Raw genomic sequence first — 26,552 nt, forward strand, 5'->3', positions numbered from 1 at the left:
GCGGGTGCGGACGCGCCCGGCGCCCGGGTACACCACTGGCCCGGCGGCCGCGCCACCGGGCCCGAGCCCTTGTGCCATCAGCTCTCCGGCGGCACCAGCCGGTACCCCACGCCCCGCACGGTCTGGATGATCTCCGGGTGGTGCGGGTCGTCGCCGAGCCGCTCCCGAAGGCGCCGAATGTGAACGGTGATGGTGTTCGACCGCCGGGCCCCCTCGCCCCACAGCTCGTTCCTGATCCGCTCCCGGGTGATCACCTTCTCGGCGTGCAGCATCAGCAAGTGAAGCAGCTGGAACTCGCGCAGCGGCAACCGGGCCGTCGAGACGCCGTGCATCCGCACCTCGTAGGTGCTCGGGTCCAGCGTCAGCGGCCCGCACACCAGGGGCTGGTCCCAGCCACGCGGACCCCGGTCCGCCAGGCTGAGCAACTGCGCCACCTCACGCGGCCGGTAGGGGCGCGCCACGCAGGCGCTCGCGCCGGCCGCCAGGGCCGGGCCCACCTGCGCCGTGTCGTCCGGGCCCACGCCGAGCACCACCGGGATCGAAAGCCGCTTCCGCACCAGCCGCAGCACCGTCGCCCCGTCGATCACCGGCAGCTCGGCCGACACCAGCAGCACGTCGGGCTTCCGCAGCCCCGCCTCCAGCAGCGCCGTCGCGCCGTCCGCGCAGTGCACCACCGACACCTGGTACTTGGCCAGCTGCGCGGTCAGCCCCTGCCGGATCCGCTCGTCCGAGTCGGCCAGCAGCACCACCGGGTTGGAGCCGAGCGGTATGGGCGCCGCCGGCTCCTCGGGCAGCTCCCCGTCCACCGGCACGGAGAAGATCCCGCGCGGCTCGATCCTCGGCTCGACTCTGGGCTCGCTCGTTGGGGAGGAGGACGTCGAACGTCGCGGTCTGGTCGTGCTCAACCATGCGCCCATGGCGCTCTCCCTCGCTGTCGCGGTCGGCAGTGAAGAAACGCGGTGCGGTCGCGCTCCCGGGGGCGTGGTGTCGGTGTCGTTTCCGGTGTGAGGTGGGGACGTTCACATGTAACGAGCTGTGGGTAGCGGGTTGTACGGCGTTCGGTGAACCCCCGATGAACAACGGCGTTCTCTCAGGTTCGCCCGCCCCGCGAGTAGCATCGGGTGGGGTTCTGGCCGATGCGGACGCAGGGGCAGTTGGCGTGGGAATCGAGAGTGAACAGCTGGTCTTCGACTACCTGAGCCGGGTCGGCGACCTCGCTCACGGCACCACCATGTCGGCGGCGGAGCGCGCCGCGCTGGTGAACCGGCTGCGGGACGAGATCGGCCGCCAACGGTCGACCGCCACCGGCGGCGGCGAGAGCCGCGCCGCGGTGAAACGTATCCTGGGCCGGATGGGCACCCCGGAGGACGTGGTCGCCGCGGCGGCCGAGACGTCCCAGCCGGCGCCGCCCACACCGCCGGCGCCGGTGGCCGCGCCGGTGCCTCCACCGCGTATCCCGGCGTCGGGCCCGGGCCCGACGCTCGAGAAGCCGCTGCCCGACACGTACTGGCCCGACGGCGACATCGGCCGCTTCCGCGGCGGCATCGAGATCCCCGAGATCCTGCGGCCCGGGATGGACGACGAGCCGGAGGCCGAGGCGGAGGCGGACGCCGAGGAGGAGCCCGAGCCCCGGCCCGAGAAGCGCACCGGCAAACGCGCCACGAAGCGGGTCGCGGACCCCCCGCCCGCCCGCCGCCTGGCGCGCGCCGCTCTCGGCGGCAAACGGGTCGGCGGCCTCGTCGAACTGCTCGGCGTCGTCCTGCTGGTCGCCGGCACGGTCGCCGGCTCCATCGTCGTGCTCGCCCTCGGCTGGCTCACCTGCTACTGGTCCCCCCGACTCAGCCGCCGCGAGGCCCAGTGGGCCACCTTCGGCATGCCGGCCGCCGTGGCCGGCGCCTACACCCTCTGGCTCCTCGGCCGCGCCGGCGGCTACTGGGGCGAGCTCCTCGCCGAGGGCGAGGCGGAAGCCCTGCTGGCCGACCACTGGCCATGGCTGCTGAGGGCTGCCGCCCTCGCCAGCGCCGCCTTCCTCCTCTACCGAGCCCGCCGCCACGCGCCGCCGCCGAAGTCCGACGGCTGACGGCCGCCGCGCCCACCCACCCGCCCTCCGGGCGGGTCGTCGCGCGGCCTGGCCGCCGGGCCGGCACCGGCGGCGCAACCGCCGTGGCCCCGCCCGCGCGTAGCGCGACGGGGCGGATGGGCCAGCGCCAATCCGGCGCGCAGCGCCGCGGGCCCGCGCATGTAGCGCGGGAGAGGGCGGGCTCGCGCGAAGCGCCGGGCCGGCACCAGCGGCCAGGTGGGGCCCCACACCGCGCAGCCCCAAAAGAGCGGGCGGGTGGGGAGCACGATCCTGCGCGAAGCGCCGGGTCGGCACCGGCGGCGCAGCCGCCGCGGCCCCCTGCGCGGAGCGCGGAAAAGGGCGGGTGGGTGGGGGGAGGAACCCCCGCCCACCAGGCACGGACGCCGGTTCGGGCAGAATGTTTCATATGCCAAGCATTCCGCTCACCGTCGGCTTCGATCTCGACATGACGCTCATCGACTCCCGTCCAGGGATCCGCAGCGTCTACCTCGCGCTCGCGCGCGAGACCGGTATCCCGATCGACGCCGACCTGGCCGTCACCCGGCTCGGGCCGCCGCTGGAGGTCGAGCTGGCGAACTGGTTCCCGGCCGAGCGGATAGCCGAGGCGGCGGACCGCTACCGCACCATGTACCGGGACTACGCGATCGCCGAGACGCCCGCCATGCCGGGCGCCCGCGAGGCCATCGCGGCCGTGCGGGAGCGCGGCGGCCGGGTGATCGTCGTCACCGCGAAGTACGCGCCGAACGCCGAGCGCCACGTGGCCCACCTCGGCCTGGGGCCCGACGTCGTCATCGGCTCGCTCTGGGCGGAGGGGAAGGCCGCCGCGCTCCGCGACCACGCCGCCGGCGTCTACGTCGGCGACCACGTCGGGGACGTGCGCGGCGCCGTCACGGCCGGCGCGTACTCCGTGGCCGTCGCCACCGGACCGTGCAGCGCCGACGAACTGCGGCGCGAGGGCGCCGACGTGGTGCTGCCCGACCTGACCGACTTCCCGGCCTGGCTCGACGGGCACCTGGCCGGCTAGTCCCTGTCCGGTCTTCTGATCTGGTCGTCGTTCCGCCGATGGGATTTCGCACCGTCGGGGACTGTTGGGCCAGGAGTGATCACGCGCGGATCGTCGCAGCGCCGCGGATCCACGGCCCTCGCGTCACATCAGCCGGCCTCTCGTGATCGCCTGGAGCGGGCCTGGCCGTGGAAGGTCGTGACCTCTTCGAGCGGGGCCCGCTCGGTCGTGACGTGGTTCACCGGCGCGGATTCGTCGGCGTAGCCGAAGGAGACGCCCACGAGCAGCTTCCCCTCGGTGAGCCCGAGTTCGGCGCGGACCGTGTCGGCGTAGAAGCTCAGCAGCCCCTGCGGGCAACTCGCCACTCCGTACGCCGTCATCGCCAGGAGCAGCGTCTGCAGGTAGGCGCCGACATCGGCGGCCAGCCGGGGCCCGCCGTCCCCGGTGACGAACAGGAACGCGGCGTGCGGCGCGCCGTAGAAGCGCAGGCTCTCCGCGTCGTAGGCGGCCCGCGTCGCGTGATCGTCGGGGCCGATGCCCAGCGCTCCGTACAGTCCGGCGCCGAACGCCGCCCGCCGCGCCTGATGCACCGGCGCGTACATGTCCTCGGAGTAGGCGAAGTCGGCCGAGGTGCGGTGTTCGGCGTGGGCCGCTCGCAGGGCGTCCGCCAGACGCTCACGTGTGGCGCCGCTGGCCACCTCCACCCGCCACGGCTGGGCGTTGGAGTTGGACGGCGCGGCGCCGGCCAGCGAGAAGATCGCCCGCATCGTGTCGTCGGGTACGGCTTCCGGGCGGAACGCACGGGTCGCGCGACGGCCGCGTATCAGCTTCTCCGCGTAGTCACTCAGCTCGGTGGGGACTGGCAGGCGCATGGATCACTCCTCGACATTCGATGTAAACGGAATCGTTTACAACGATGCGACTATAGCTGGCGCCGGCCGGCGGAGTAAACGCCGGCGTATAGTTAAGCCATGAGTGTGGCGGCAACGGCATCGCAGGGGCGGGGGCGGGGCGGGCGGGAGCGCATCCTGGCCGCCGCCGCCCGGCTGTTCGCGACCCAGGGGATCAACGCGACCGGCATGGAGCAGGTCGCGGAAGCGGCGCCGGTGTCCAAGCGCACGCTCTACGCGCACTTCCGAGCCAAGAACGACCTCGTGATGGCGCATCTCCAGGAGCTCGCCTCGTCGGGCGCCACCCTGGAGAGCGTGCTGACCCGCGAGGACCTCCCGGCGCGGGAGCGCATCCTCGGGCTGTTCGACCAGCCCGCGCCGGACGAGGCGCCGGTACGCGGGTGTCCGTTCATCGACGCCGCGGCGGAGTTCCCCGACCCGGAGAGCGCGGTGCACGCCTACGCCCGCGAGCAGAAGCTGCGCATGGTGCGGCTGGTCACCGCACTGGTGACGGAACTGGGCTGCCGCGAACCCGCCGTCCTCGCCGAGCAGTTGGTCACCCTCGCGGACGGGGCGGCCAGCCGTGCCATGGTGCTGGGCGACGCCGACTACGGCCGACACGCCCGAGCGGCAGCGGAGGTCCTCCTCGCGCACGCCCTGCCGGGGACAGGGTGATCCGCACCCGGGTGGCGTCGTCAGGCTGACGGGTGGCGACCGAACGCCGTCCGGTAGAGCCGTTCCCACACCCGCGCGCAGTCGGCGCAGACGAACAGCGGCACGGTGCCGAACTCGCCGTTGACGTCGCCGCCGACCGTCAGTCGGCTCTCGGTGGTGCCGCAGCGCCAGCACTCCAGGCTGCACCGCAGTGCGGCGGCGACCCGCCGCAGCGTCTCCGTCGAGTCGTCGCACGCACCCCAGTCCACGGTCATCGACGGGGGAGTTCGGTCAGCAGGCATTCGAGGAGCCCGCCGCCGTGCGTCGTGGGGGTGCGGTGTGGTTCCAGGCGGGTGAGCCATCGACGGCCGCAGCGGGCTCGCCGTCCCTCCGTGACCGACATCCCCGGGGACGGGAGTCGGCTGGCGCCACCCGCACCGACGCAGAAGACGCCGCGCACCCCGGGCCAGGTGGCCGCGGTGCCGCGCGGCACCAGGAACTCGACCGTCTCCCGCGCCGGGACTTCCAGCACCGGGCCGACCGCGCGCACGTGCTGCGGCAGCCGGCTGAGGATCGTCAGCCCCACGGAGCGGGTGACGCGGACCACGTCCCACAGCCGCCCCGTGGGCACAGCCACCGAGCGGCGCCACCGCCAGGCGGTCAGGACGTCGTCCTCGACGGCCCCGGCCGCCACCACCCAGGCGACGGCCGCCGCGCTGTCGCAGACCGCGGACGCGGGCGGGCACGTCTGGCAGACCCGGACCGCCCACCCCAGGGACCCGCCGTCCGGAGTCGGGGTGACGGCGTGCCCACCGGGCCGCAGACCGGCGGTGGAGCCACACCGGGCGCACTCCCGACCGTCGAGCCGCCGCTGCGCGTCGAGGCTCACCCAGGCGAGCGGCAGGAAGAACGAGAGGACATCGGGGGCGTGTTGGACGTTTGCCGGTTTCGTGGTGTTCGAGGCCATGGCCACCCTCCGCCGTGAGGCGTGTGCGTTGTGTGGGCGACATCGTGGCATGCTGTTTCTCTCCAGTAGAAACAGCATTATGGATTTCCCTCGATCGAGTGGCTCGGCTGCGGGTGTTGGGCAACACCGCGCGTACTCTCGGCACTTGATCAGCGGGAATGAGAGAAGGGCGGGTCGCCGATGAGTCAGTCACCCGTGGGTCCGGCCGGACGCATGCAGATCGCTCGCGGTCTGGTCGCCCTACGCGAGCGGGCTCAACTCACCCAGGTACAAGCCGCTGAGCGCGCGGGTTGCTCCAAGGCCACCGTCAGCCGCTACGAGGAATGGCAGGACCGCCGCACCGTGAAGTGGGCGACCGTCAAGGCGATCGCCGAGGCATGCGACGCCACCGACGAGGAGCGGGACGCGCTGGTGGCGATGGCCAAGGACCTCAAGGCCGGTTGGTGGGTCGGCAACCCGGCGGTGCCGCCATGGCTGGACCCGCTCGTCTCGTTCGAAGCGATGGCCGCGTACGAACGCATCGCCGTCACCACGTTCGTGCCCGGCCTCCTCCAGACCCGCGCCTACGCGAGGGCCGTGCTCCGTGGCCAGGGCATCGATGGCGAGGCTCTGGAGTTGGAGGTCGACGCTCGCATGAGGCGACAGGAACGGCTGGCCGAGGGGCTCAGGCTGTGGGCCGTCCTGGACGAGAGCGTCCTGCGACGCGTGGTCGGTGACGAGCAGGTCATGGCCGAACAACTCGCCCACCTGCAGGAGGTCGCGCGTCGGCCCTCAGTCGACATCCAGATCCTGCCGTTCCAGTCCGGACCACCAGCCGTGACGGGAGCACAGTTCCTCGTGCTGGGGCGAGACGACGAGCGCGACCCCCGCAATACCATGGCGGTGGTCTACCTGGAACTGCCTCGCCGAGGCGTCTATCTCGACGATCCGGAAGACGTCACCGCCTACAAGGACATGTTCGACCGCCTTCGCGCCCAGGCAGCGGGACCGACCCAGAGCATCCGACTGCTGAGCACAGCCCGACAGGAGTACACGCGATGACGCAACCCGGACCCTCCCCCGACGACCTGGCCGCGGCCACCTGGATCAAGAGCAGCGCGAGCGGTGCGCAGAACGAGTGCGTCGAGGTCGCCCACCTCGGTCCCTGGACCGGGGTCCGTGACTCCAAGGATCCGGCGCGGGCGACGGTCATAGTGCCGGCCGGCGCCTTCGCCCGACTCGTCTCGCACCTGGCGCGCGGCTGAGCCCCGGCGGCCGGCGCTAGCGCGAACGTTGCGCCGCGATGGAGCGCAGCAGGCCGGTGCCGGCCACCAGGAAGCCCACGCCCATCAGCATCGACACCACGTAGGCCGCCGTCGGCAGCGGGTCCGCGCCGATCAGCAGCGGGACCATGGTGACCAGCGTCGCCACCGCGCCGACCGCGAAGATCACGCCGCCGACCCGCACCAACGTGTCCCCCGGGGACCGCTCACTCGCCTCACTCATACCTACAGAGTGGCAGACGCAGGGTTATCGGCCATACGGCGGGGGCAGTGATCCTCCGAAACGGCCCGGCGGCATCTTGTCACCGGGCAGGGGGCGGTTAGCCTGGAGTGAAAGGCGGGTCCTGTGGCCCGCCGTCTTGTTATGACGAGTGCGAGGACGAGGACACGTGCCTACCGGCAAGGTCAAGTGGTTCAACACCGAGAAGGGCTTCGGCTTCCTTTCCCGTGACGACGGCGGCGATGTCTTTGTGCACTCCTCAGCGCTGCCCGGGGGCGTCGAGTTGAAGCCGGGTCAGCGTGTGGAGTTCGGCGTGGTCGCCGGTCAGCGCGGGGACCAGGCGCTCTCCGTCACCCTGCTCGACCCCGTGCCGTCGGTGGCCGCCGCGCAGCGCCGCAAGCCGGACGAACTGGCCTCCATCGTCCAGGACCTGACGACCCTGCTGGAGAGCGTCACGCAGCAACTGGAGCGCGGCCGCTACCCGGACCGGCAGAACGGCCGCAAGATCGCCGGCATGCTGCGCGCCGTCGCCGACCAGTTGGACGTCTGAGCCGCGCGTTCGCAGCGCACGAGCGCCGAGGCCGCGCTCGCGGATGTCGGGTTCAGGTCCTCTGGTAGAGATCGCCCGGGGTGATGAGCACCACGTCACGGGAGGTGTCAGCCTCGGCTTGCAGGTCACCGGTGAAGCCCGTGCCGCTGAAACAGAGCAGGCGGGCCGTCTCCGCGCCTGGGCGGCCCTGGTGGGTGAGCAGACCACGAATGCGTCGCAGCCGGTCGAGGTGGGGCACGCCCATGGTCTCGCCCCACTTGGCCTCGCCGATCGCGAGGAGAGGCTGACGGTTGTCGTCGTCCAGGCCGTAGGCGACGATGTCGACCTCATGACTCGTCCTGGCGGCAGGGTCGTTGACGGTGCCGGAGATCACCCGGTGGGGCAGGTCGGGGAGCAGGTCTTCGGGAGCCATGTGCCGGGTCCAGGTGCGGCACAGGCGTTCGAAGTGGGGACCGAGGATGCTCGATTGGAACCGGCGCTGGCTTCGCTGCCACAGCCGACGGCTCTCCCGGGCGTCTCGACTGTGTTCCAGGTCGGACCAGATCGGGCGCATCACCGCGTGATAGAAGGTCACCAGCGGCTCGGCGATGCGGAAGTGGGTGCGGTTGTCCTTGAAGGCGTCGGGTTCCCGAATGACGAGCCCACAGTCTTCGAGGACGGTGAGGGGGTGCGCCAGATCGCCGGACCTGCGGCCGAGGTAGGAGGCGATCCCACCACGCCCTGTGTTGCCCGCCGCGATCGCCGCCAGCACGGAGTGGTAGAGGCTGGTGTCGCGTAGCTCGGGCTCGTCAGCGAGGAGGTAGCGGGCCTCCCGGAAGAGCGGACTGGCCGGGGAGAGCACGGTGCGCAGCACCCAGGCGTCAAAGTCGTCAGGGCCCGCCGGGGTGTCGTCGCGGGCGAACTCGCGGCGGTAGGCGGGGGTGCCGCCGACGATGGCGTTCACCTTGACCGCGGTGGTCGGGTCGTCGATGCCCCAGAACTCGGCGGCCAGTTGGTGGTCGAGTGTCGGTACCACGAGCTCGAGACCGGCCCGGCCGCGCAGGGGTGCGTTACCGCTCAGCAACCCGCCCATGAACGACATGGCGGAGCCGCACAGCAGCAGCCGGGTCTGGCTTTCCTCACGCTCCGGGCGCAGCGGGGCGAGCGCGTTCTGCAGGATCGACGGCAGTCGGGCATTGGCACGCGCGAGGTAGGGGAACTCATCGATCACGACGGGCAGGGGGGTGGCCTTGCCGAGCGCGAGGAGCGCGTCGACCGCCTCATGCCAGCCGGCGAAGGACAACGGCGCCACGGCCCCCGTGTGGGCGGCCACGGCTTCACCGAGCCGCCGCAGCGACTCCGCGTCGGCGCCCTCATCGGCGGCGAAGTAGAAGCCCCCCACGGCCTGACACAGTGCGCGCAGCAGATACGTCTTGCCCTGCCGTCGCCTTCCCGACACGACGCCCAGCGTGGCTCCGGCCCTGGGGTCGACAGCGAAGCGAGTCAGTGCGTCCCACTCGCGGTGTCGGTCGAACATGCCGGTTGGCCGAGCCGGGATCTCCATCCGCGCAACCCCTTCCCGCGGGCATTGGCATAGGTCTGGCTATCATAACTCGACTTATGCGAACTCGGGGGCTGTGGCGGCACCCGTGTACCAGCCGCCCGCTTCAGGCCCCGACCGGTCCCGGCACGGCCAGCGCCTCCGCCGGCAGGCGTGGCACGAGGCCCTCGTCGGCCGCCCTGGTCAGCAGCTCGCGGATGGCGGCGTAGCCGGCCTCCCCCAGGTCGGCGGTGAACTCGTTGACATAGAGGTCGATGTGGGCCCGGGCCACCTCCGGGTCCATCTCCTGGGCGTGTGCCAGCACGTAGTCGCGGCTCGCCTCCGGGTCCGACCAGGCCCGCCGGACCGAGGCGCGGATGGCGTCGGTGACGGTGGCGAGCCGCTCGGGCCCGAGGGAGCGCTTGGCGATGATGGCGCCGAGCGGGATGGGGTGGCCGGTGCTCGCCTCCCAGAACTCGCCCATGTCGGCGAGCTGGTGCAGGCCGAACCGCTGGTAGGTGAAGCGGGCCTCGTGGATGACGAGGCCGGCGTCCACGGCCCCGTCCCGCACGGCCGGCATGATCTCGTGGAACGGCAGCACCCGCACCTCGCCGACGCCGCCCGGTACGTGGGCCGCCGCCCAGAGCCGGAACAGCAGGTAGGCGGTGGACCGTTCGCTCGGCACCGCGACCGTGCGGCCGGCGAGGTCGGCCGCGGTGGCCGGCTCGCGGGTCAGCACCAGCGGTCCGCAGCCGCGGCCGAGCGCGCCGCCGCACGGCAGCAGCGCGTACTCGTCGAGCACCCACGGCAGCACGGCGTACGACACCTTGAGCAGGTCGCCCTCGCCGCGCTCGGCGCGGCCGTTGGTGATGTCGATGTCGGCGAAGTCCACGTCGACGGCGGGGGCGCCGGGCAGCAGCCCGTGCGACCAGGCGTGGAAGACGAAGGTGTCGTTGGGGCAGGGCGAGTACGCGATGCCCAGCGGCCCGGGCACTGCTTCGGCGGTCATGACGGCTCCCTCTGGTGCCTCTGCTGGTGCCAGTCCTCGATGACGGGCCCGACGGCGGCGAACGCGGCGGCGAGCGCGTCCAGCGCGTCCGGGATGCGCCAGGCCTCGCGGTCGCGCGGGCCGACGGCGTTGGAGACGGCGCGGATCTCCAGCGTCGGCACGCCGTGCAGGTCGGCGGCGGTGGCCACCGCGAAACCCTCCATCGCCTCGGCGGCGGCGCCCCGGTGGCGGGCGGCGAGCTCGGCGCGGCGCTCCTCGGTGCCGGTCACGGTGGACACGGACAGCACCGGCGCGAGGACGCCGCCGGTGGCGGCGGCCACCGCCGCGGCCAGCTCCGGGGGCGGCTGGTGGACGACCACGCCGAAGCCGAGCTCCGCCACGTCGGAGAACCCGGTCCCGGTCTGCGCCCCCAGGTCGACGACGAGGACGCTGGAGGCCACGACGAGGCCGCCGACGGGCACCCGCTCCGCGAAGCCGCCGCCGATCCCGGCCGACACCACGAGGTCGTAGGGCTCGTCGGCCACGGCCAGCACGCTCCCCACGACGGCGGCTGCCGCCGCGGAGCCGACGCCCACCACGACGACATCGGCCACGACCCCGGCCTGCCGGCCTGCCGGTTGGCCCGTCGCACCGGCCGGCCGGTCGGTCGGCTCGGCGCCGCCGGATTCGGGCCGCGCACCGGCCGGTTCGGCCGCGTCCGCGGCCGTGCGCTTCGCGCCGGCGGGCCGGCCCGGCGACCGAGGCCCGCCACCCAGGCGGATCCGGTGCAGGTCGCCGCCGAACGGCAGGGGGACGACGGCCGGGGTCCCCGCGCCGGAGGCGCGGGTCACGGCCCGGCGCTCGGACTCGACGGCCGTCGCGATCAGCACCCGCATACCGGCGTCCTCTCCGCCTGACTCGGCACGAGCAGCGCCCCGCATGTCGCGTCCTCCCGGCTCAACTCCGCGCGAGCAGCGCCTCGCTCAGTGGCCCTCGTGCGGTTCGAGCTCGACGTTCCAGACGCCGTCGACCGCGCCGAACATCTTCGACTCGTACTCCTCCTGCGTCTGGGAGTTGAGGATCTCGTCGGCGTCGTAGTCGTCCGACACCTCGACGACGTTGAGCCGCAGGGTCTCCGCCGCGGGCTGCTGGCTCTGGTTGGCCTGCTGCTCGGCCGCGCGGTACAGGTCGTCGCTGGGGAAGCTGTGGTACGTCGTCGTGAACGGCTCGGTGTCGTAGAGCAGGCCGTTGACGAACAGCAGCCAGCCGTTGTCGGCGATGCGCGGGTCGACGCCGACGCGGAAGGTGTCGCCGGCGCGGGTCGTGAAGCGCGGCACGTCGTCGGTGCTCTCCGTGCAGGACCGCGCCCGCTCGGCGCCGAGCGCGTCGCCGTGGCCGTAGCAGTCGTCGGGCGCCTCGCGCGACTCCGTGTCGGAGTTGAGCGTGAAGTGCGCGTTCGGGCTCGGCTTCTCGCACGCGGAGAGGGCGACCAGACCCAGCGAAACAGCGCCGAGGGCGAACGTGGTGCGGAAGGCCCGGCGGCCCCGGTTCGTTGAGATCGCAGTCATGCGGGCAGGTTACCCGCGCGCCCGCCGATCACCTGACGCGGGGGTGGGCCGTGCCGCGCCGCACCGCGGCGGCCAGGCTGCGGGCGGAGGCGAGCACTCCGGTCAGCACCAGCAGGGCCGCCACCCACATGCCGAGCGGGCCGTGCAGCGGCAGCGAGATGCCGATCGCGCCGCCCAGCACCCACGACATCTGCACCGCCGTCTCGGTGCGGGCGAACGTCGAGGTGCGCACCACCTCGGACACGTCCCGCTGGATCATCGCGTCGAGCGACAGCTTGCCCATGGCCTGGCAGATGCCGGCCGCCGCGCAGACGGCGACGACCGTGAACGCGTTGTAGCTGACGGCGGCCACGGCGGTCACGGTGAGCGCGAGCAGCAGTATCACCAGCAGGTTCAGCTCGGGGGTGCGGTCGCGCAGCAGGCTGCCCAGCAGGTTGCCCAGCGCGTTGCCGCCGCCGGCCGCGAGCCCGACGAGGGCGAGCGAGAACGCGGCGGTGAGCCCGGGCAGCGCCTCGCCGCGCAGCAGGAAGGCGAGGAAGAACAGGAGGAAGCCGGAGAGCGCGCGCAGCGAGCCGTTGGCGACCAGCGCCTTGACCACCGGCGAGTCGGCGGCCGCCCGCAGCGGGCTGGCGCCGCCCCGCCCGTCCCGCTCCCTGGCGAGCGCGGCGCGGGTCTCGGCGAGCTCGGCCAGGTGCACGTCCCGCTCGCCGCGGGCCAGGTCCACCTTGTGCGGCAGCCGGAAGGAGAGGAAGGCGCCGATGACGGTGACCAGGCAGGCGGCGTAGAGGGGGAGCCGCTCGCCGACGGCGTTGAGAGCCAGGCCGAAGGGTGCCATCGCGCCGGCCGAGACGAGGCCGGTCAGGGTGATGCGGGCGTTGGCCTTCACCAGCGAGATGGTGCTGGGCAGGAGCCGGGGGACGACGGCGGCCCGCACGATGTTGTACGCCTTGGAGCAGACCATGACGCCCAGCGCCGCCGGGTACAGCTCCAGGCCGCCGGTGGCGACCACGCTGGCGATGACGAGGGCGAGCATGCCGCGGGCGAGCAGCGCGCCGGCCATCGCGGCCCGCCTGCCGTGCGGGATCCGGTCGAGGAGCGGGCCGATGACGGGCGCCAGCAGGATGAACGGGGCCATGGTGACGGCCAGGTAGAGCGCGACCCGGCCGCGTGCCTCGCCGGTGGGCACCGAGAAGAAGATGGTGGAGGCGAGCGCCATGGTGATCAGCATGTCGCCGGCCGAGTGCACGGCGTGCAGCTCGATCAGCTTGCCGAGCCCGGACTCGCCCGCGCCCTGCGCGTGCGTCGTGCGCCGGATGCGGCGCCCGATGGCGATCGGCACCGCCCGCAGGGCACGCCCGGTCGCCTGGACCGCCCGGGGCACGCGCCCCGAACCGCCTCCGCTCCTGGTACCCGACGAGCTGCCAGCGACCACGGTCACCCAGCCTAGGCCCTTGTCGGGCGATCTTCGAGGATCAGCGGGCGGCGGGTGGGGCCCTTCTGATATGGGGGGCGCGTGGCGGTGGTCGGGCGTGCACCGAGCTGGGCTGCCCTGGGCCACGCGCCGCGCGGCTGGCCCGTGCGGTAGCGTGGGCCGGCGGTGCGCCTTGCCTCGTTCAGCGCGACGTCGCAGCGGTCCCAGCGTCCGCTCCGTCGGCCCCGTTCGCCTGAGGCGCCCGCACCGGTCAACGGCGTAGGAGAGTTCTTGTGAGTGCTGGGATGCCAGGCCCGACGCGAAGCCGCACACCCGATCGGCTCTGCGCCGAGGCGGTCGACCTCGCCCGCGACGCCGCGGCGCAGGCGGCCCATCCCCAGCCGATCGGCGAGCACCTGGGGGTGGTCGCCGAAGGCGACCGGCTCGTCACCCACTTCTTCGGTAGCCGGGACCCCGGCTACCCCGGCTGGCGCTGGGGCGTCACGGTGGCCCGCGCCGCCCGCGCCCGCTATGTCACGGTCGACGAGGTCGCCCTGACGCCCGGCCCCGAGGCGCTGTTGGCGCCGGACTGGGTGCCGTGGAGCGAGCGGCTGCGCCCCGGGGACCTGGGTCCTGGCGACCTGTTGCCCGCCGAGGCGGACGACGTGCGGCTCGAACCCGGGGTGCTCGCGGAGGCGCCGGGCGAGGAGCCCGAGGAGGAAGAGGAGCCGGCGGGCGGGCGCGGCGCGGTCACCGACGTGGCCAACAAGTTGGGGCTCGGGCGCCGCCGGGTGCTGTCCTGGGTCGGGCTGCAGGAGGCCGCCGACCGCTGGGAGGAGCGGTTCGGGCCCGAGACGCCGATGGCGCAGGCCGCGCCGGCGAGCTGTGCCAGCTGCGGGTTCCTGCTGCCGATGGCCGGCTCGCTGCGGCAGGCGTTCGGGGTGTGCGCCAACGAGTACGCGCCGGCCGACGGCCAGGTCGTCTCGTTGTCCTACGGCTGCGGCGCGCACTCGGAGGCCGCCGAGGTGCCCAAGCCGCAGCGGCCGGCGCCGCCGGTCATCGACCACCTGGGCGCGGATCCGCTGTAGCGCGGCCGTCGCCGGGGAGCCCGCTGTCGGTGCGACCCGGTACTGTCGCCCCGTGACCACCGACCACCACGCCGACCCCGCCGACCCCTTCGGCACCGCGCGGCTGCGGCACGGCGTCCTGACCGCCTGGGCGGCCTCACCCGCCCGTTTCCGGGAGGACGCCAACGCCGAGGAGGATTTGGCCCGCGGCGGCTACCGCGACCGGCTCGTCGTCGAGCTCGCGCAGAACGCGGCGGACGCCGCGGCCCGCGCCGGCACGCCGGGCCGGCTGCGCCTGACCCTTCGGGACGGCGTGCTGACCGTCGCCAACACCGGCGCCCCGCTCGACGCGGCGGGCGTGGAGTCGCTGTCCACGCTGCGCGCCTCGGCGAAGCGCGAGCAGTCGAGCGGCGTGGGCCGGTTCGGCGTCGGCTTCGCCGCCGTGCTGGCCGTGAGTGACGCGCCCGCGATCGCCGGCGCGGCCGGCGCCGTCCGCTGGTCGCTCGGCGAGGCCGCTGAGCTCGCGCGCGCCACCGGCGCGGACAGCCCGCGGCTGCTGGCGGAGTTGGACCGCAGGGCCGGCCAGCGGCACGCGGTCCCGCTGCTGCGGCTGCCGTTCCCGGTGCCGGCGGGCGATCCCGCCGCGGCGGTGCCGGACGGCTTCGACACGGCCGTCACCCTGCCGCTGCGGGACGCGGCGGCCGAGGACCTGGCCACCCGGCTGCTCGACGCGGTCGACGACACGCTGCTGCTCACCCTGCCGGGCCTGGTCGAGGTCGCGGTGGAGACGCCGGGCGGCACCCGCACCCTGACGCGCCGCCAGTTCGGCCCCTACACGCAGATCACCGAGGAGCCGGGCCCGGCCGGGCTCGCGGTGCGCGCCACCCGGTGGCGGGTCTCGCAGGACAGCGGCGAGGCCAAGCCCGAGCTGTTCGCGGACCGGCCGATCGAGGAGCGCGACCGGCGCCACTGGTCCGTCACCTGGGCGGTGCCGGTGGACGCGGAGGGCGCCCCCGCCGCGCCCAACAGCCCCGCCGTGGTGCACGCCCCGACGCCGACGGACGACGCGCTCGGCCTGCCCGCGCTGCTGATCGCCAGCTTCCCGCTGGAGCCGACCCGCCGCCATGTGGCGCCGGGGCCGCTCACCGACTTCCTGATCGACCGGGCCGCCGAGGCGTACGCGGCGCTGCTCGCCGACTGGCGCCCGGTCACCGGCGACATCCTCGGCCTGGTGCCCGGGCCGCTGGGCCGCGGCGAGTTGGACGGCAGGCTGCGCGCCGCGCTGCTCGACCGGCTGCCCGGCACGGCCTTCCTGCCGCGCGCCGCGGCCCCGGCCGCCGAGGCCGAGGAGGGCGAGGAGGAGGGGGCCGTCGCGCTGCGTCCCAGGGACGCCGAGCTGGTGGAGCGGGCCGGCGCCGAGACGGTGGCGGTGCTCGCCGAGCTGTTCCCGCAGCTGCTGCCCGCCGGTCTCGAGCGGCGCCCCGAGCTGCGGGTGCTGGAGGTGGCGCGGGTCTCGCTCGGCGAGGTGATCGACCGGCTGGCGGGCGTGGAGCGGCCGCCCGGCTGGTGGGCGCGGCTCTACGAGTCGCTGGCGGGCGTCGACCCGGACCTGCTGACGGGCCTGCCGGTGCCGCTGGCCGACGGCGGCACCACCATCGGGCCGCGCCGCGCGCTGCTGCCGGTGCCCGGCACGGACGCGGCGGATCTTGGCCGGCTCGGGCTCAAGGTGGTGCATCCGGAGGCGGCCCACCCGTTGTTGGAGAAGCTGGGCGCGAGCCCGGCCACGCCGCGCGCCGTGCTGGTCACCCCGCAGGTGCGGTCGGCCGTGGCGGCCTCGGCCGACGCCGAGGTGTGGGACGAGGACGCGATCCCGCCGGAGGAGCTGGCCGAGCTCGTGCTGGGGCTGGCGCGGGACGCGGAGTTGGCGCCCGGCGAGGAGCCCTGGCTGGCCGCCCTGGCCCTTCCCGACGAGGACGGCGAGCTGAGCCCGGCCGCCGATCTCGTGCTGCCCGGCAGCCCGTTCGCGGAGCTCATCGAGCCGGGCGAGCTGGCCACCGTCGACCCGGAGCTCGCCGAGCGGTGGGGCGAGCAGCCGCTGACGGCGGTCGGCGTGCAGGCCGACTTCGTGCTGATACGGGCCACCGACGTCGTCCTCGACCCGGACGAGCTGGGGGAGGACCGGGACGTCGGCTATCCCGAGCCGGACAACCTGGGGCTGCTGGAGGCCGTCGACGTCTGGTGCGAGGACGTCCTGGACGCCCTGCCGGACGCCGAGCTGCCGCCGGTGGCGGCCGAGGTGGTCGCCATCCGGGACCTGGATCTGGTGGCGGACGACCAGTGGCCGCGTGCCCTGGAGCTGTTCTCCCGCGCCCCCTACCGGGAGGCGTTGACGACGCCCGTGCGGGTGCGGATGCCGGACGGCTCGGTCGAGCTGGCCCGCCCGTACAGCGCCTGGTGGCTGCGCGGCGCCCCGGTGCTGGGCGGGCGGGAGCCGGTGGGCCTGCGCTCGGCGGACGGGGACCCGCTGCTGGCCGGCCTCTACGAGGACGCGGACACCGCCGACGCCGACGAGGCCGTGCTGCACGCGCTGGGCGTGCGCACCACGGCCCGGGCGCTGCTGGCCGAGCCGGGCGGCGCGGCCGAGCTGCTGAGCCGGCTCGTCGACCCGGAGTCGACGGTGGTCCCGGCCCAGCTGCACGGCCTGTACGCGCTGCTGGCCGACCTCGACCCGGCCGACGTCACCCTGCCCGACGAGCTGTGCGCGGTGGTGGACGGCTCGGTCGCGGTGGTGCCGGTGGCCGAGGCGCTGGTGGCGGACGCGCCCGACCTGTTGCCGCTGGCCGCCGGCCGGGCCCTGCTGCCGGTGCCGCCGGAGCGTGCCGCCGCGCTGGCCGCCGTGCTGGACGTGCGCCCGCTGAGCGTCGCGCTGCCCGCGCCGGCCCCGGAGGGCGGCACCCGCCGCGACACCCCCGAGGCGGCGCACGCCCTGCTGGGCCCCGACACGCCGCCCGACTACGTGGAGCACGACGAACTGGTCGTCGACGGCGTGGAGGTGGAGTGGCGTCTCACCCCGGACGGCACGCTGCACGCCGCCACCTTCGAGGGCCTGGCGGCCGGCCTGGCCTGGGCCACCGGCCAGTGGCCACGCCGCTTCGAGCTCGCCGCCCTCCTGGAGGACCCGTCCCGGGCCGAGGAGCTGGAGACCGCCCGATGGTTCGACTGACCCGTCGCCTGGCGGCGGGCCTGGCCGGGCCACGCGGCGGTGGCGTCGTCGTTCCCTCCCCGCCACGCCGTTGCCCGGCCCGTCCAGGCTGAGGAGTTGGAGTTCGCCCGATGACACGACTCACCCGCATGGCCGCGCCGCTGGCAGTGCTGCCGTTACTGTTCGCCTGCTCTGCCGGCTCCGCCGACGCGGACGGCTCCTCGTCGCCCTCGGGCGACGAGGCGGCCGTCAGCTCGGAGTTCTGGACGCCGGAGCCCGGCACCGACTGGCAGTGGCAGCTCATCGGCGAGGTGGACACCTCGGTCGACGTCCCGGTCTACGACATCGACGGCTTCGAGAACGACGCCGCCGTGGTCGAGGAGCTGCACGCGCGGGACGTGCGGGTGATCTGCTACATCAGCGCCGGCGCCTGGGAGGACTTCCGTCCCGACGCCGACGAGTTCCCCGAGGAGATCCTGGGCGAGCCCAACGGCTGGCCGGGCGAGCGCTGGCTGGACATCCGTGCGTTGGACGTGCTGGAGCCGATCATGGCCGAGCGCTTCGACATGTGCGCGGACAAGGGCTTCGACGCGGTCGAGCCGGACAACATGGACGCCTACGTCAACGACAGCGGCTTCGACATCACCGCGGACGACCAGCTGGCCTTCAACCGCATGATCGCGGACCTGGCCCACGAGCGGGGCCTCTCGGTCGGCCTGAAGAACGACCTGGACCAGATCCCGGAGCTCGTCGACGACTACGACTTCGCGGTCAACGAGCAGTGCGCGCAGTACGAGGAGTGCGAGGCGCTGACCCCGTTCGTCGAGGCGGGCAAGGCCGTCTTCCACGCCGAGTACGAGCTGACGACCGAGGAGTTCTGTCCCGTCACCACAGCGCTCGGCCTGAGCTCGCTGCTGAAGAACCTGGACCTGGACGTGTGGCGCGAGACCTGCGCGGCGGCGGCCTGATCTAGGGCCTGGCAGCACCCCGGCGGCGGGCACCGTCGTCGGGGCCGCCGTCGTACCGATTCTCGGAGACGATTGACATCGGGCACGCCCACGCCCATGCTGTCTTACTGTCATAGGACAATAGGAGAATCGGTGATCGAGTTCGTGCTCGACGGTCGCTCGAAGGTGGCCACCTACATGCAGTTGGTGCTCCAGGTGAAGCAGGCGCTGCGCGTCGGCATCGCCCGGCCCGGGGACCAGTTGCCCAAGGTGCGTGAGGTGGCACGGACGTTGGCGATCAACCCGAACACGGTGCTCAAGGCGTACCGCGAGCTGGAGTTGGAGGGCCTGGCCGAGGGCCGGCCGGGGGTCGGCACCTTTCTGGTGGCGACCCTCGCCGGCGACTCCCTGGCCCATCAGGCCGCGCTGCGCGAGGAGTTGGTGGCGTGGCTGCGCAGGGCCGAGGCCGCCGGGCTCGGCCGTGAGGACATCGCGGCGCTGATCGACACCACGCTGCGGTCCACCCTCGGTCGCCCGGTTCCCGACGACACTCCATGAACCCAGTGGGAGCACAGATGACGGATGACGCCCGCGACACGGCGTTGGAGATGGACGCGGTGGGCAAACGCCACGGCCGCGCCTGGGCGTTGCGCGACTGCTCGCTGCGGCTGCCGGCCGGCCGGATCGCCGCGCTGGTCGGACCGAACGGCGCCGGCAAGTCCACCCTGCTGCACCTGGCCGTCGGCCTGTCGCGCCCCGACGCCGGCCACGTCCGCGTCTTCGGCCGCGACCCGCGGGGCGACACCGACGCCCTGGCCGAGATCGGCTTCGTCGCGCAGGAGACCCCGCTCTACCGGGAGTTCACCGCCGACGAGCTGATCACCATGGGCGCCAGGCTCAACCGCCGCTGGGACGCGGAGCTCGTCCGCGACCGACTGGCCGCCGTCGGCATACCGACCGGTAAGCCCGTCGGGAGTCTCTCCGGCGGCCAGCGCGCCCAGGTCGCCCTGGGACTCGCGTTGGCCAAGCGGCCCCGGCTGCTGCTGCTCGACGAGCCGGCCGCCGCCCTCGACCCGCTGGCCCGCCACGAGTTCATGGGCACGCTGATGGACGCGGTCGCCGAGACCGGCACCACCGTGCTGCTCTCCTCCCACCTGCTCGCCGACCTGGAGCGGGTCTGCGACCACCTGGTCCTGCTCCAGACCGCGCACGTCCAACTCACCGGCGCCGTCGACGACCTGCTCGCCGAGCACCGCACCCTCGTCGGCCCGCGCACCGACCGCCCGGAGGCCGTCCCCGGCGTCCGGAACGTGGTCCGCGCCAGCCACACCGACCGGCAGACCACCCTGCTGGCCCGCACCACCGGCGCCGGACCGGCCGACCCCGCCTGGTCCGCGCACGAGGTCTCCCTGGAGGACCTCGTCCTCGCCTACCTCGGCGCCGCCGACAGCCGCGCGGGGGTGGCCGCGTGATCTGGCTGACCTGGCGCCAACACCGCAGGCAACTCCTCTACACCGCCCTGGCGTTGCTCGCGCTCGCCGCCCTGATGGTGCCCACCGGGCTGCGCATGCACGACTCCTTCGAGGACTCCGGGCTCGCCGACTGCCTCGACGTCCTCGGCACCGAGGTGCTCGTCTCCGGCGGGGCCGACACCTGCGACGCGCTGCGTCGCCAGTTCACCGGCGAGTTCAACAGCCTGACCATGGTGGCCATCCTCTTCATGGTGCTGCCGCTGCTCGTCGGCCTCTTCCTCGGCGCCCCGCTGGTCTCCCGCGAGCTCGAACACGGCACCCACCGCCTCGTCTGGACCCAGGGCGTCAGCCGGCGCCGCTGGGCCCTCACCAAGCTCGGGCTGCTCGGCGCCGTCACCATCCCGCTCGCCGTGGCGTACGCGCTCGGCGTCACCTGGTGGTTCGGGCCCATGGCGGCCAACGGCACCGGACGCCTCGCCTACGGCTTCTTCGACGTGCAGGGCGTCGCGCCCGTCGGCTACACGCTCTTCGCCCTCGCGCTCGGCACCTTCGCCGGCACCGTGACCCGCCGCGTCATGCCCGCCATGGCCCTCACCCTCGGCGGCTTCGTCGCCGTCCGGCTGTTCGTCGAGCTGGTGCTCCGGCCCCACTACCTGCCCGCCGAGGAACTGAGCTACAGCACCACCGGCGGTGAGTGGCTCAACCCGGCCGCCGCCAGTTGGGTCTACGACAGCGGCGTCCGGAACGCCGACGGCGAACTCGTCAGCACCGGCCTGATCGGCTGCCCGCCGCACGACCCGGAGTGCCTGGACCGGGGCGGCGTCGAACCCGGCTCCGTCAACTGGCAGCTCTACCAGCCGGGCGACCGCTTCTGGCCCTTCCAGTTCATCGAGACCGGCGTCTTCCTGGCCCTGACCGCGCTCCTCTGCTACCTCGCGGTGCGGCGCATCCGCCGGCTCTCCTGAGCCGCGCGGTCGTCGACCGGCTATGGGCGATCCAGGGCCCCTGCCTTGGCGGCCTTGAGCCAGGCGGCAATCGGGGCCCGCTCGAAGGAGATCGGCCCGCTCTCGGGGGCCTTGCTGTCGCGGACGGCTATTCGGCCGTCCGCGAGGTCCGCCAGCTGGACGCAGTTGCCTCCGGCGTTGCTGTGGGAGGAGGTGCGCCAGCGCGGCGTGCTGGTGCTTCTGGTCATCCGGTGCCGCCCTTTCTCCGATGCTCGGCGAGGATCGTGGCCAGCAGTTCGGCGGAGTCCTCCGCCGGCAGGGCCATCTCCCTCAGATCATCGAACATCTTTGCCATGGTGGCCACGTCTCCCGCGTCGCTGAGGAGATGGCCGCCGAGCGGACCGTCAAAGCAGCCGAGCGGCGGGTCGATCGCCGGATCGGCGAAGTGCAGCATGGTGAAGTTGCTCGCCATGCCACCGTAGCCACCCTGATCGGCGATCAGCACCTGCACGGTGATGTTGTCGGCCGACGCCGCCTCGCACAGCCGCTCAAGCTGCCGGCCGAACACCTCGGGTCCGCCGACCTCAAGTCGCAGCACGGCCTCGGCGATCACCGCGTGCACGGTGAGGGCGCCAGGTCCGCTGAGCCGCTGCTGGCGTCGCATGCGTGCCGCGACCCACTTCTCGACGTACTCCGGGGCGACCTTGTGGCGCCCGGCCGTGTGGATGGCGCGGGCGTACTCCTCGGTCTGGAGCAGCCCCGGCACCAGCACCGGCTCGAAGGTGGTGACGCCGGTCGCGTCCTCCTCGAAGCTGAGCATCGGCCGCAACCAGTCAGGAAGGCCGTAGGTCGCCCAGGACGAGGTGCCACGCGCCGCGTCCTCGCGAAGCTTCTCAAGCCCCTTGCGCACCTCGGCCGGCGCGTGCAACTCGGCCAGCAGGCAGACCAGATCGGACTTGCTGATCCTGGTCTTGCCGCGCTCCCAGTTGACCACGCTGGCGTGCGTACGCCCGATCGCCGCACCCACATCGCCCTGCGTTCGCCCAACACTCTCGCGCAGCCTGCGCAGTTCGGTGCCCAGTCGGCGCAACTGTGCGGATGAGTTGGCCATGTTGGCTGTCGCCCCCCTCCGGTGACGCTTTGTCGAGGTCGAGCCTACTCAACGGTGCCTTTACGTAAAGGAGTTTCACTCGCCCGAGTGATGGCGGGCCTTTGATGTAAAGGTCTAACGTGATGGCGGATCGTGGTCGACACACCACCGGAGGTAGCAGCCATGGAAGACGACTTCAGCCGTATCGACTTCAACGGGGCCGTGCACGATCTGGTCACGTCCCAACTGCCCCGCCTCTTCGCGGTGGTTCAGGTCTACCGCGAGCACGAGGACGCCCGCGTGGCCGCGTGGGGCATGGCCTTCGACGAGGGCCTGTCCGAGGTCGTCAGCGTCGAGGGGCACCGCCGCATGCGCCTCGCGTCGCCGGACCGAGCCCTCGGATCCTTCAGCCACGCCCCCGACATCACGGCCCGCCTGGTCTGGCCGAGCGACGTCGGGCGCTCCTGAGATGTCCGTTCCGGGCGTTTGGATTTGGCCGTCCCCGCCCGGAACGGCTGCACCACCGGCACGAGGAGAGTCCTCGCGCCTTCGGCATGAAAGGAACGGTAACCGACGTGCGCGTTGATCCGGGAGACGACGACGAGCCCACTGAGGGCGGACAGTCCGGAGGCTGCGGAGACGGCGACGGCTGTGGACGCCAGTAACCCGCACCACGGCCGGCCCCCTTCCTCGGAGGGGGGCCGGCCCCGCCGGCACATCCACGCCTACCGCTGGACCGGCGACCGCCGTACCTACGACCAGGAGGGTCCACGCCGACCCGAGTCACCTGCCTTCGCGGCCAACCGTTGCACCCCGATCCTCATCGCCAACTGGCTGCTGCGGCCGGCGAGCGCCATCACCGCCACGTTCCACGACATCGACGACGCCGTCCGCTGGTTCGAGGAACAGATGACGCACGCCGCGCCCGGCTTCGCCTCGCCGCAGGAGGGGGAGCCGGCGCGGCTGGCCGCCAAGGTGGCGCATGTGGCCGCCACCCTCCGCCGGGGGAGGGACGCGCACGCCGCTTGGTATATCCAAGCAACCGGCTACACCACCCTCGACCTCATCACCTGCTCGCCCAACCGCGGCGGCCCGGGGTTTTCCTGCCCCGGCGCGGAGTCGGCCGCGCCGGCACGCTCGTGGCCGCCCCGGTCCGCGCGGTGACGGACCGTAGAATCCGGACATGTCGAACGAGTCGAACGTGATCGAACTGGCGCGGTTCCGGATCCTGGAGGGGGCCGAGCGGCTGCTGGTCAGCGAGCGGCCGCGGATGGTCGAGGCGTTGCACCGGCGGTTCCCCGGGTGTCTGGCGGCGTATCTCACCAGGGAGGACGACGGCGGGTGGCTGGACGTGATCGTGTGGCGGAGCCGGGCGGAGGCCGAGGAGGCGGCGCGGATGATCACGACGATCCCGGAGTGCGCCGCCTGGTTCGGCCATATCTCCGAGTCGGGCGGGATCCGGCACGTCGAGGTGGTCGACGCCTGGTCGGCCACGGGTGCCGGTAGCTGAGCTCGATCAGCGCGCAGGCGGCGACCGCGGCCGCCACCGCCGCCCAGGGCAGCAGCAGGCCGGCCAGGCGGAGGGCGAAGAAGTGCTGGAGGCCGGGGACCAGCAGGACCAGTGCGAAGGCGGCCGCCATCGCGGCGATGAGCACGATCCGCCAGCCGGTCAGCGGGCGGGCGATGATGCCGAGCACCCACAGCGCGATCAGGAACAGCGTCAGCGTGGCGGCGCTGGTCTCGGCCTCCCTGGTGGCGGCGCCGGCGCCGTAGTGGGCGCGGGCGAGGAGGTAGACGCCGATGGTGGCGGCGCCGGCGATCACGCCGAACGGGACGGACAGCCGCAGCACGCGGGGGACGAAGCCGGCGTGGGCGCGGGCGGTGTTGGGGGCGAGGGCGAGGAAGAACGCGGGCACGCCGATGGTCAGCGTGGACAGCAGGGTGAGGTGGCGGGGGAGGAAGGGGTAGGGGACGGCGGTGGCGATGACGACGACGGCGAGGACCACCGAGTAGACGGTCTTGGTGAGGAAGAGGGTCGCGACCCGTTCGATGTTGCCGATGACCCGGCGGCCCTCGGCGACGACCGACGGCAGGGTGGCGAAGCTGTTGTTCAGCAGCACGATCTGCGCCACCGCCCGGGCCGCGGCCGACCCGGAGCCCATCGAGACGCCGATGTCCGCGTCCTTGAGGGCCAGCACGTCGTTGACGCCGTCGCCGGTCATCGCGACCGTGTGGCCGCCGGCCCGCAGGCCGCCGACCAGCTCGCGCTTCTGCCGCGGGGTGACGCGGCCGAAGACGGTGGCGCGCTCCAGGTCCTCCGGGGTGAGGTCGCGGGCGTCGACGGCCTCGCCGGGACCGGCGCCCGGCAGGTCCAGCCTGGCGGCGACGGCGCCGACCGAGACCGCGTTGTCGCCCGAGATGACCTTGGCCGCGACGCCCTGCTCCGCGAAGTAGCGCAGCGTGTCGCCGGCGTCGGGGCGCAGCCGCTGTTCGAGGATGACGAGGGCCGCGGGCGTGACGTCGTCGGGGGCGGCGTCGAGCGGGCGCGCCGAGCCGGCGAGCAGCAGGACGCGCAGCCCGGCCGCGTTGAGCCGTTCGATATCCACAAGCTGTGGATGAGCTGACGGCAGCAGCACGTCGGGCGCGCCGAGCAGCCAGACGGACTCCCGGCCGTCCGGCGCGGTGAGCGCCGCGCCCGCGTACTTGCGGGCCGAGGAGAAGGGCAGGGTGTCGGCGGCCCGCCAGCCCTCCGGCGGCGGGTAGGCGTCGATGACGGCCCGCAGGCTGGCGTTGGGGCGCGGGTCGGCCGCGCCGAGGGCGCCGAGCACCTCGCCGGCGAGCCGCGGCGCCGTGTCGCCGAGCGGCCGCAGCTCGGCCACGTCCATGCCACCCTCGGTGAGGGTGCCGGTCTTGTCGAGGCAGACGACGTCGACCCGGGCCAGGCCCTCGATGGCCGGCAGCTCCTGCACCAGGCAGAGCCGCCGGCCGAGCCGGATGACGCCGATCGCGAAGGCGACGGACGTCAGCAGCACGAGGCCCTCGGGGACCATCACCACGATGCCGGCCACCGCGCGGCGGATCGCGCCGAAGGTGTCGGTCCTGTTGAACACCACCAGCTGGCTGACGACCAGGCCGACGCCGGCCGGCACCATCACGGCCAGGCAGATCCGCAGGATGCGCTGGATGCCGTTGCGCAGCTCGGAGTTGACGAGGGTGAAGCGGGTGGCCTCCTCGGCGAGCCGTGCCGCGTACGCCTCCCGGCCCACCCTGGTGGCCTGGTACGCCCCGCCGCCGGCGGCCACGAAGCTGCCGGAGAGCACCTGGTCGCCCGGGCGCTTGAGGACCGGGTCGTTCTCGCCGGTGAGCAGCGACTCGTCGATCTCCAGGCCGTCCGCCTCGACGACGCGGCCGTCCACGACGACCTTGTCGCCGGGGCCGAGCTCGATCAGGTCGTCGAGCACGATCTCGGAGGTGGGGACGGCGCGCGGCTCGCCGTCGCGGCGCACGGTCGGGCGGGCCTCGCCGACGACGGCCAGGCTGTCCAGGGTCCGCTTGGCCCGCAGCTCCTGCACGATGCCGATCAGCGTGTTGGCCACCACGACGAAGCCGAAGAGCGCGTCCTGGATCGGGCCGACGACGAGGATGATCGCGAAGAGCGTCCCCATGATCCCGTTGAAGAGGGTGAGGACGTTGGCCCGGACGATCTCCCGCACCGGGCGGGAGGAGCGCGCCGGTACGTCGTTGACCCGACCGCGCCGGACGCGCTCCGCGACCTCGGCCGCCGTGAGGCCGCCCGCCGGCGTCTGCGTCATGTTCCGACGGTACGGCGGGGCGTGGCCTCAGTCCTGTGGAGTGGTCTCCCGGCGGGTGTCGGCGGCCGCGCGAGCGACCCGGAGGCCGGCCTCGCGGCGGCGCACGAGCACCAGGCCGAGCAGCCCGAGGCCGACGCCGGCCGCGCAGGACCAGAGCCACCGGGTGTGCCCGTGGTCCGCGTACCAGGAGTAGAACGGCAGTTGGGCGACGAAGAGCACGGCCCAGACGACGGTGCCCACGGTGATGGTGGCCACCACGTTGCCCTCAAGCGGCTCGGGAGCCTCCCGCTTGCCCTTGGTCACATCACCCCAGCGCATGGGGTCAGGGTAGCCGGCCGGTCCCTACCCGCTGGTACGGGTGTGACGTCTCACTCCAATGGGCGCAAGGGAATGGACCCGAGCCTATGATCGTCATATATTTCGTTAGGCAAGCTAATGAGCAATGGCGGTGACGCATGCCCCACGCGATGATGGACGACCCCGACGACGCCGAGGCGGTGAACACGCTCCGCATGGGCGTGTTGCGACTGTCCCGCCGGCTGCGTCACCTCGGTGTCGACCACACGCTGAGCCTGGCCGAGCTGTCCGCGCTCGGCACGCTCTCCCGCTGCGGCGCCATGACCCCGGGGGAGCTCGCCCGCAAGGAGCACGTCCAGCCGCCGTCGATGACGCGGATCATCGCGCTGCTCCAGGAGCGCCACCTGGTGCGCCTGGAACCCCACCCCGAGGACCGCCGGCAGAAGCTCGTGGCCACCACCGACCAGGCGGCCGAGATGCTCGAGTCGAGCCGCCACCAGCGCAACGCCTGGCTGGCCAAGCTGATCGAGGAGCTCGACGAGGAGGAGTGGGCCGCGCTCCGCGAGGCGGCGCCCGTGCTGCACAAACTCGCGCACCTCTAGCCGCCGG

General features: G+C 73.4%; 30 protein-coding genes. 16 read left to right on the forward strand and 14 right to left on the reverse strand.

What is annotated here, in order from left to right; translation table 11 throughout:
* Window positions 1–77: 77 nt before the first annotated feature.
* On the reverse strand, window positions 78–812 hold the full coding sequence (locus RNC47_RS18330) for a response regulator transcription factor (protein WP_311600105.1): 735 nt from the start codon (window positions 810–812) through the stop codon (window positions 78–80).
* A 347-nt stretch (window positions 813–1,159) separates the two neighbouring features.
* Between RNC47_RS18330 and RNC47_RS18335 the strand changes: the two genes are divergently transcribed.
* Window positions 1,160–2,080, forward strand: a complete 921-nt coding sequence (locus tag RNC47_RS18335) for a hypothetical protein (RefSeq protein WP_311600106.1) — start codon at window positions 1,160–1,162, stop codon at window positions 2,078–2,080.
* A 397-nt stretch (window positions 2,081–2,477) separates the two neighbouring features.
* A complete protein-coding gene (locus tag RNC47_RS18340; RefSeq protein WP_311600107.1) occupies window positions 2,478–3,104 on the forward strand; it encodes an HAD family hydrolase in 627 nt (208 codons plus the stop codon).
* A 128-nt stretch (window positions 3,105–3,232) separates the two neighbouring features.
* On the opposite strand, the gene RNC47_RS18345 is transcribed toward RNC47_RS18340, so the two are convergent.
* On the reverse strand, window positions 3,233–3,955 hold the full coding sequence (locus RNC47_RS18345) for a nitroreductase (protein ID WP_311600108.1): 723 nt from the start codon (window positions 3,953–3,955) through the stop codon (window positions 3,233–3,235).
* A 99-nt stretch (window positions 3,956–4,054) separates the two neighbouring features.
* Here RNC47_RS18345 and RNC47_RS18350 point away from each other — a divergent pair, with 99 nt between their 5' ends.
* Window positions 4,055–4,648 carry a TetR/AcrR family transcriptional regulator gene (locus RNC47_RS18350; protein ID WP_311600109.1) on the forward strand — a complete coding sequence of 198 codons (594 nt, stop codon included), beginning with the start codon at window positions 4,055–4,057 and terminating at the stop codon, window positions 4,646–4,648.
* A gap of 20 nt (window positions 4,649–4,668) precedes the next feature.
* On the opposite strand, the gene RNC47_RS18355 is transcribed toward RNC47_RS18350, so the two are convergent.
* Both RNC47_RS18355 and RNC47_RS18360 read right to left on the reverse strand, forming a co-directional pair.
* The gene (locus RNC47_RS18355; protein WP_311600110.1) at window positions 4,669–4,902 is read right to left on the reverse strand and encodes a hypothetical protein; all 234 of its coding nucleotides are present in this window, start codon (window positions 4,900–4,902) and stop codon (window positions 4,669–4,671) included.
* Window positions 4,899–5,594: a hypothetical protein gene (locus tag RNC47_RS18360; protein WP_311600111.1), complete on the reverse strand. Its 696-nt coding sequence runs from the start codon at window positions 5,592–5,594 to the stop codon at window positions 4,899–4,901. The genes RNC47_RS18355 and RNC47_RS18360 overlap by 4 nt, the downstream gene beginning before the upstream one ends.
* 213 nt (window positions 5,595–5,807) lie before the next feature.
* Between RNC47_RS18360 and RNC47_RS18365 the strand changes: the two genes are divergently transcribed.
* Both RNC47_RS18365 and RNC47_RS18370 read left to right on the forward strand, forming a co-directional pair.
* Window positions 5,808–6,635: a helix-turn-helix domain-containing protein gene (locus tag RNC47_RS18365; protein ID WP_311600112.1), complete on the forward strand. Its 828-nt coding sequence runs from the start codon at window positions 5,808–5,810 to the stop codon at window positions 6,633–6,635.
* Entirely contained in the window at window positions 6,632–6,838 is a 207-nt protein-coding gene (locus tag RNC47_RS18370; protein WP_311600113.1) for a DUF397 domain-containing protein, read from the forward strand. The genes RNC47_RS18365 and RNC47_RS18370 overlap by 4 nt, the downstream gene beginning before the upstream one ends.
* Window positions 6,839–6,854: 16 nt before the next feature.
* Here the strand turns inward: RNC47_RS18370 and RNC47_RS18375 are convergent, their stop codons facing one another.
* Complete coding sequence (locus RNC47_RS18375) at window positions 6,855–7,079, reverse strand: hypothetical protein (protein WP_311600115.1); 225 nt, start codon at window positions 7,077–7,079, stop codon at window positions 6,855–6,857.
* 166 nt (window positions 7,080–7,245) lie between these two features.
* Between RNC47_RS18375 and RNC47_RS18380 the strand changes: the two genes are divergently transcribed.
* On the forward strand, window positions 7,246–7,626 hold the full coding sequence (locus RNC47_RS18380) for a cold-shock protein (protein ID WP_132929506.1): 381 nt from the start codon (window positions 7,246–7,248) through the stop codon (window positions 7,624–7,626).
* 52 nt (window positions 7,627–7,678) lie between these two features.
* On the opposite strand, the gene RNC47_RS18385 is transcribed toward RNC47_RS18380, so the two are convergent.
* The 5 genes from RNC47_RS18385 to RNC47_RS18405 all read right to left on the reverse strand — a co-directional run bounded on the left by RNC47_RS18385 (window position 7,679) and on the right by RNC47_RS18405 (window position 13,082).
* Window positions 7,679–9,142, reverse strand: coding sequence for an ATP-binding protein (locus RNC47_RS18385; RefSeq protein WP_311600232.1), 1,464 nt, complete (start codon window positions 9,140–9,142; stop codon window positions 7,679–7,681).
* Between the two features lie 130 nt (window positions 9,143–9,272).
* Complete coding sequence (locus RNC47_RS18390) at window positions 9,273–10,154, reverse strand: 1,4-dihydroxy-6-naphthoate synthase (RefSeq protein WP_311600117.1); 882 nt, start codon at window positions 10,152–10,154, stop codon at window positions 9,273–9,275.
* On the reverse strand, window positions 10,151–11,029 hold the full coding sequence (locus RNC47_RS18395) for a futalosine hydrolase (protein ID WP_311600119.1): 879 nt from the start codon (window positions 11,027–11,029) through the stop codon (window positions 10,151–10,153). The genes RNC47_RS18390 and RNC47_RS18395 overlap by 4 nt, the downstream gene beginning before the upstream one ends.
* Before the next feature lie 87 nt (window positions 11,030–11,116).
* The gene (locus tag RNC47_RS18400; protein WP_311600120.1) at window positions 11,117–11,701 is read right to left on the reverse strand and encodes a hypothetical protein; all 585 of its coding nucleotides are present in this window, start codon (window positions 11,699–11,701) and stop codon (window positions 11,117–11,119) included.
* Window positions 11,702–11,729: 28 nt separating this feature from the next.
* Entirely contained in the window at window positions 11,730–13,082 is a 1,353-nt protein-coding gene (locus tag RNC47_RS18405) for an MFS transporter (protein ID WP_311600121.1), read from the reverse strand.
* Window positions 13,083–13,417: 335 nt separating this feature from the next.
* Between RNC47_RS18405 and RNC47_RS18410 the strand changes: the two genes are divergently transcribed.
* From RNC47_RS18410 to RNC47_RS18435, 6 genes are all read left to right on the forward strand, one after another.
* On the forward strand, window positions 13,418–14,200 hold the full coding sequence (locus tag RNC47_RS18410) for a DUF3027 domain-containing protein (protein WP_311600122.1): 783 nt from the start codon (window positions 13,418–13,420) through the stop codon (window positions 14,198–14,200).
* Window positions 14,201–14,252: 52 nt separating this feature from the next.
* Window positions 14,253–17,402 (forward strand): sacsin N-terminal ATP-binding-like domain-containing protein, encoded by a 3,150-nt coding sequence (locus RNC47_RS18415; protein WP_311600123.1) that lies wholly within the window; start codon window positions 14,253–14,255, stop codon window positions 17,400–17,402.
* 110 nt (window positions 17,403–17,512) lie between these two features.
* Window positions 17,513–18,349 (forward strand): endo alpha-1,4 polygalactosaminidase, encoded by an 837-nt coding sequence (locus RNC47_RS18420; RefSeq protein ID WP_311600124.1) that lies wholly within the window; start codon window positions 17,513–17,515, stop codon window positions 18,347–18,349.
* Between the two features lie 96 nt (window positions 18,350–18,445).
* Window positions 18,446–18,886 (forward strand): GntR family transcriptional regulator, encoded by a 441-nt coding sequence (locus RNC47_RS18425; protein WP_394814811.1) that lies wholly within the window; start codon window positions 18,446–18,448, stop codon window positions 18,884–18,886.
* Window positions 18,887–18,903: 17 nt separating this feature from the next.
* Window positions 18,904–19,800 (forward strand): ABC transporter ATP-binding protein, encoded by an 897-nt coding sequence (locus RNC47_RS18430; RefSeq protein ID WP_311600126.1) that lies wholly within the window; start codon window positions 18,904–18,906, stop codon window positions 19,798–19,800.
* On the forward strand, window positions 19,797–20,765 hold the full coding sequence (locus tag RNC47_RS18435; RefSeq protein ID WP_311600127.1) for an ABC transporter permease: 969 nt from the start codon (window positions 19,797–19,799) through the stop codon (window positions 20,763–20,765). Before RNC47_RS18430 ends, RNC47_RS18435 begins: the two co-directional genes overlap by 4 nt.
* Before the next feature lie 20 nt (window positions 20,766–20,785).
* Here RNC47_RS18435 and RNC47_RS18440 read toward each other — a convergent pair whose 3' ends face one another.
* Together RNC47_RS18440 and RNC47_RS18445 are read right to left on the reverse strand one after the other, a co-directional pair.
* Window positions 20,786–20,992, reverse strand: a complete 207-nt coding sequence (locus RNC47_RS18440) for a DUF397 domain-containing protein (RefSeq protein WP_311600129.1) — start codon at window positions 20,990–20,992, stop codon at window positions 20,786–20,788.
* The gene (locus RNC47_RS18445) at window positions 20,989–21,855 is read right to left on the reverse strand and encodes a helix-turn-helix domain-containing protein (protein ID WP_311600130.1); all 867 of its coding nucleotides are present in this window, start codon (window positions 21,853–21,855) and stop codon (window positions 20,989–20,991) included. Before RNC47_RS18445 ends, RNC47_RS18440 begins: the two co-directional genes overlap by 4 nt.
* 162 nt (window positions 21,856–22,017) lie before the next feature.
* Here RNC47_RS18445 and RNC47_RS18450 point away from each other — a divergent pair, with 162 nt between their 5' ends.
* From RNC47_RS18450 to RNC47_RS18460, 3 genes are all read left to right on the forward strand, one after another.
* Window positions 22,018–22,302: a hypothetical protein gene (locus RNC47_RS18450; protein WP_311600132.1), complete on the forward strand. Its 285-nt coding sequence runs from the start codon at window positions 22,018–22,020 to the stop codon at window positions 22,300–22,302.
* A 183-nt stretch (window positions 22,303–22,485) separates the two neighbouring features.
* Complete coding sequence (locus RNC47_RS18455; RefSeq protein ID WP_311600133.1) at window positions 22,486–22,998, forward strand: hypothetical protein; 513 nt, start codon at window positions 22,486–22,488, stop codon at window positions 22,996–22,998.
* A 19-nt stretch (window positions 22,999–23,017) separates the two neighbouring features.
* A complete protein-coding gene (locus RNC47_RS18460; RefSeq protein ID WP_311600135.1) occupies window positions 23,018–23,344 on the forward strand; it encodes an antibiotic biosynthesis monooxygenase in 327 nt (108 codons plus the stop codon).
* Here RNC47_RS18460 and RNC47_RS18465 read toward each other — a convergent pair.
* Window positions 23,235–25,646 carry an HAD-IC family P-type ATPase gene (locus RNC47_RS18465; RefSeq protein ID WP_311600137.1) on the reverse strand — a complete coding sequence of 804 codons (2,412 nt, stop codon included), beginning with the start codon at window positions 25,644–25,646 and terminating at the stop codon, window positions 23,235–23,237. The genes RNC47_RS18460 and RNC47_RS18465 overlap by 110 nt on opposite strands.
* Window positions 25,647–25,673: 27 nt before the next feature.
* Window positions 25,674–25,964 (reverse strand): DUF2530 domain-containing protein, encoded by a 291-nt coding sequence (locus tag RNC47_RS18470; protein WP_311600138.1) that lies wholly within the window; start codon window positions 25,962–25,964, stop codon window positions 25,674–25,676.
* A 137-nt stretch (window positions 25,965–26,101) separates the two neighbouring features.
* On the opposite strand from RNC47_RS18470, the gene RNC47_RS18475 reads away from it, so the two are divergent.
* Window positions 26,102–26,545 carry a MarR family winged helix-turn-helix transcriptional regulator gene (locus RNC47_RS18475; RefSeq protein WP_311600139.1) on the forward strand — a complete coding sequence of 148 codons (444 nt, stop codon included), beginning with the start codon at window positions 26,102–26,104 and terminating at the stop codon, window positions 26,543–26,545.
* Window positions 26,546–26,552 lie beyond the last annotated feature (7 nt).

The sequence above is a fragment of the Streptomyces millisiae genome (assembly GCF_031845425.1).
GTDB classification, from domain to species: Bacteria; Actinomycetota; Actinomycetes; order Streptomycetales; family Streptomycetaceae; genus Streptomyces; species Streptomyces millisiae.

Excerpts from the sequence above, each read along its gene's own strand:
- RNC47_RS18375 (WP_311600115.1), bottom strand. The coding sequence starts at position 7,079 with ATGAGTGAGGCGAGTGAGCGGTCCCCGGGGGACACGTTGGTGCGGGTC.
- RNC47_RS18365 (WP_311600112.1), top strand. The coding sequence starts at position 5,808 with ATGCAGATCGCTCGCGGTCTGGTCGCCCTACGCGAGCGGGCTCAACTC.
- RNC47_RS18425 (WP_394814811.1), top strand. The coding sequence starts at position 18,446 with ATGCTGTCTTACTGTCATAGGACAATAGGAGAATCGGTGATCGAGTTC.
- RNC47_RS18385 (WP_311600232.1), bottom strand. The coding sequence starts at position 9,142 with ATGTTCGACCGACACCGCGAGTGGGACGCACTGACTCGCTTCGCTGTC.
- RNC47_RS18465 (WP_311600137.1), bottom strand. The coding sequence starts at position 25,646 with ATGACGCAGACGCCGGCGGGCGGCCTCACGGCGGCCGAGGTCGCGGAG.
- RNC47_RS18345 (WP_311600108.1), bottom strand. The coding sequence starts at position 3,955 with ATGCGCCTGCCAGTCCCCACCGAGCTGAGTGACTACGCGGAGAAGCTG.
- RNC47_RS18340 (WP_311600107.1), top strand. The coding sequence starts at position 2,478 with ATGTTTCATATGCCAAGCATTCCGCTCACCGTCGGCTTCGATCTCGAC.
- RNC47_RS18355 (WP_311600110.1), bottom strand. The coding sequence starts at position 4,902 with ATGACCGTGGACTGGGGTGCGTGCGACGACTCGACGGAGACGCTGCGG.
- RNC47_RS18400 (WP_311600120.1), bottom strand. The coding sequence starts at position 11,701 with ATGACTGCGATCTCAACGAACCGGGGCCGCCGGGCCTTCCGCACCACG.
- RNC47_RS18470 (WP_311600138.1), bottom strand. The coding sequence starts at position 25,964 with ATGCGCTGGGGTGATGTGACCAAGGGCAAGCGGGAGGCTCCCGAGCCG.
- RNC47_RS18460 (WP_311600135.1), top strand. The coding sequence starts at position 23,018 with ATGTCGAACGAGTCGAACGTGATCGAACTGGCGCGGTTCCGGATCCTG.
- RNC47_RS18440 (WP_311600129.1), bottom strand. The coding sequence starts at position 20,992 with ATGACCAGAAGCACCAGCACGCCGCGCTGGCGCACCTCCTCCCACAGC.
- RNC47_RS18360 (WP_311600111.1), bottom strand. The coding sequence starts at position 5,594 with ATGGCCTCGAACACCACGAAACCGGCAAACGTCCAACACGCCCCCGAT.
- RNC47_RS18445 (WP_311600130.1), bottom strand. The coding sequence starts at position 21,855 with ATGGCCAACTCATCCGCACAGTTGCGCCGACTGGGCACCGAACTGCGC.
- RNC47_RS18420 (WP_311600124.1), top strand. The coding sequence starts at position 17,513 with ATGACACGACTCACCCGCATGGCCGCGCCGCTGGCAGTGCTGCCGTTA.
- RNC47_RS18450 (WP_311600132.1), top strand. The coding sequence starts at position 22,018 with ATGGAAGACGACTTCAGCCGTATCGACTTCAACGGGGCCGTGCACGAT.
- RNC47_RS18370 (WP_311600113.1), top strand. The coding sequence starts at position 6,632 with ATGACGCAACCCGGACCCTCCCCCGACGACCTGGCCGCGGCCACCTGG.
- RNC47_RS18390 (WP_311600117.1), bottom strand. The coding sequence starts at position 10,154 with ATGACCGCCGAAGCAGTGCCCGGGCCGCTGGGCATCGCGTACTCGCCC.
- RNC47_RS18395 (WP_311600119.1), bottom strand. The coding sequence starts at position 11,029 with ATGCGGGTGCTGATCGCGACGGCCGTCGAGTCCGAGCGCCGGGCCGTG.
- RNC47_RS18350 (WP_311600109.1), top strand. The coding sequence starts at position 4,055 with ATGAGTGTGGCGGCAACGGCATCGCAGGGGCGGGGGCGGGGCGGGCGG.
- RNC47_RS18410 (WP_311600122.1), top strand. The coding sequence starts at position 13,418 with ATGCCAGGCCCGACGCGAAGCCGCACACCCGATCGGCTCTGCGCCGAG.
- RNC47_RS18430 (WP_311600126.1), top strand. The coding sequence starts at position 18,904 with ATGACGGATGACGCCCGCGACACGGCGTTGGAGATGGACGCGGTGGGC.
- RNC47_RS18475 (WP_311600139.1), top strand. The coding sequence starts at position 26,102 with ATGCCCCACGCGATGATGGACGACCCCGACGACGCCGAGGCGGTGAAC.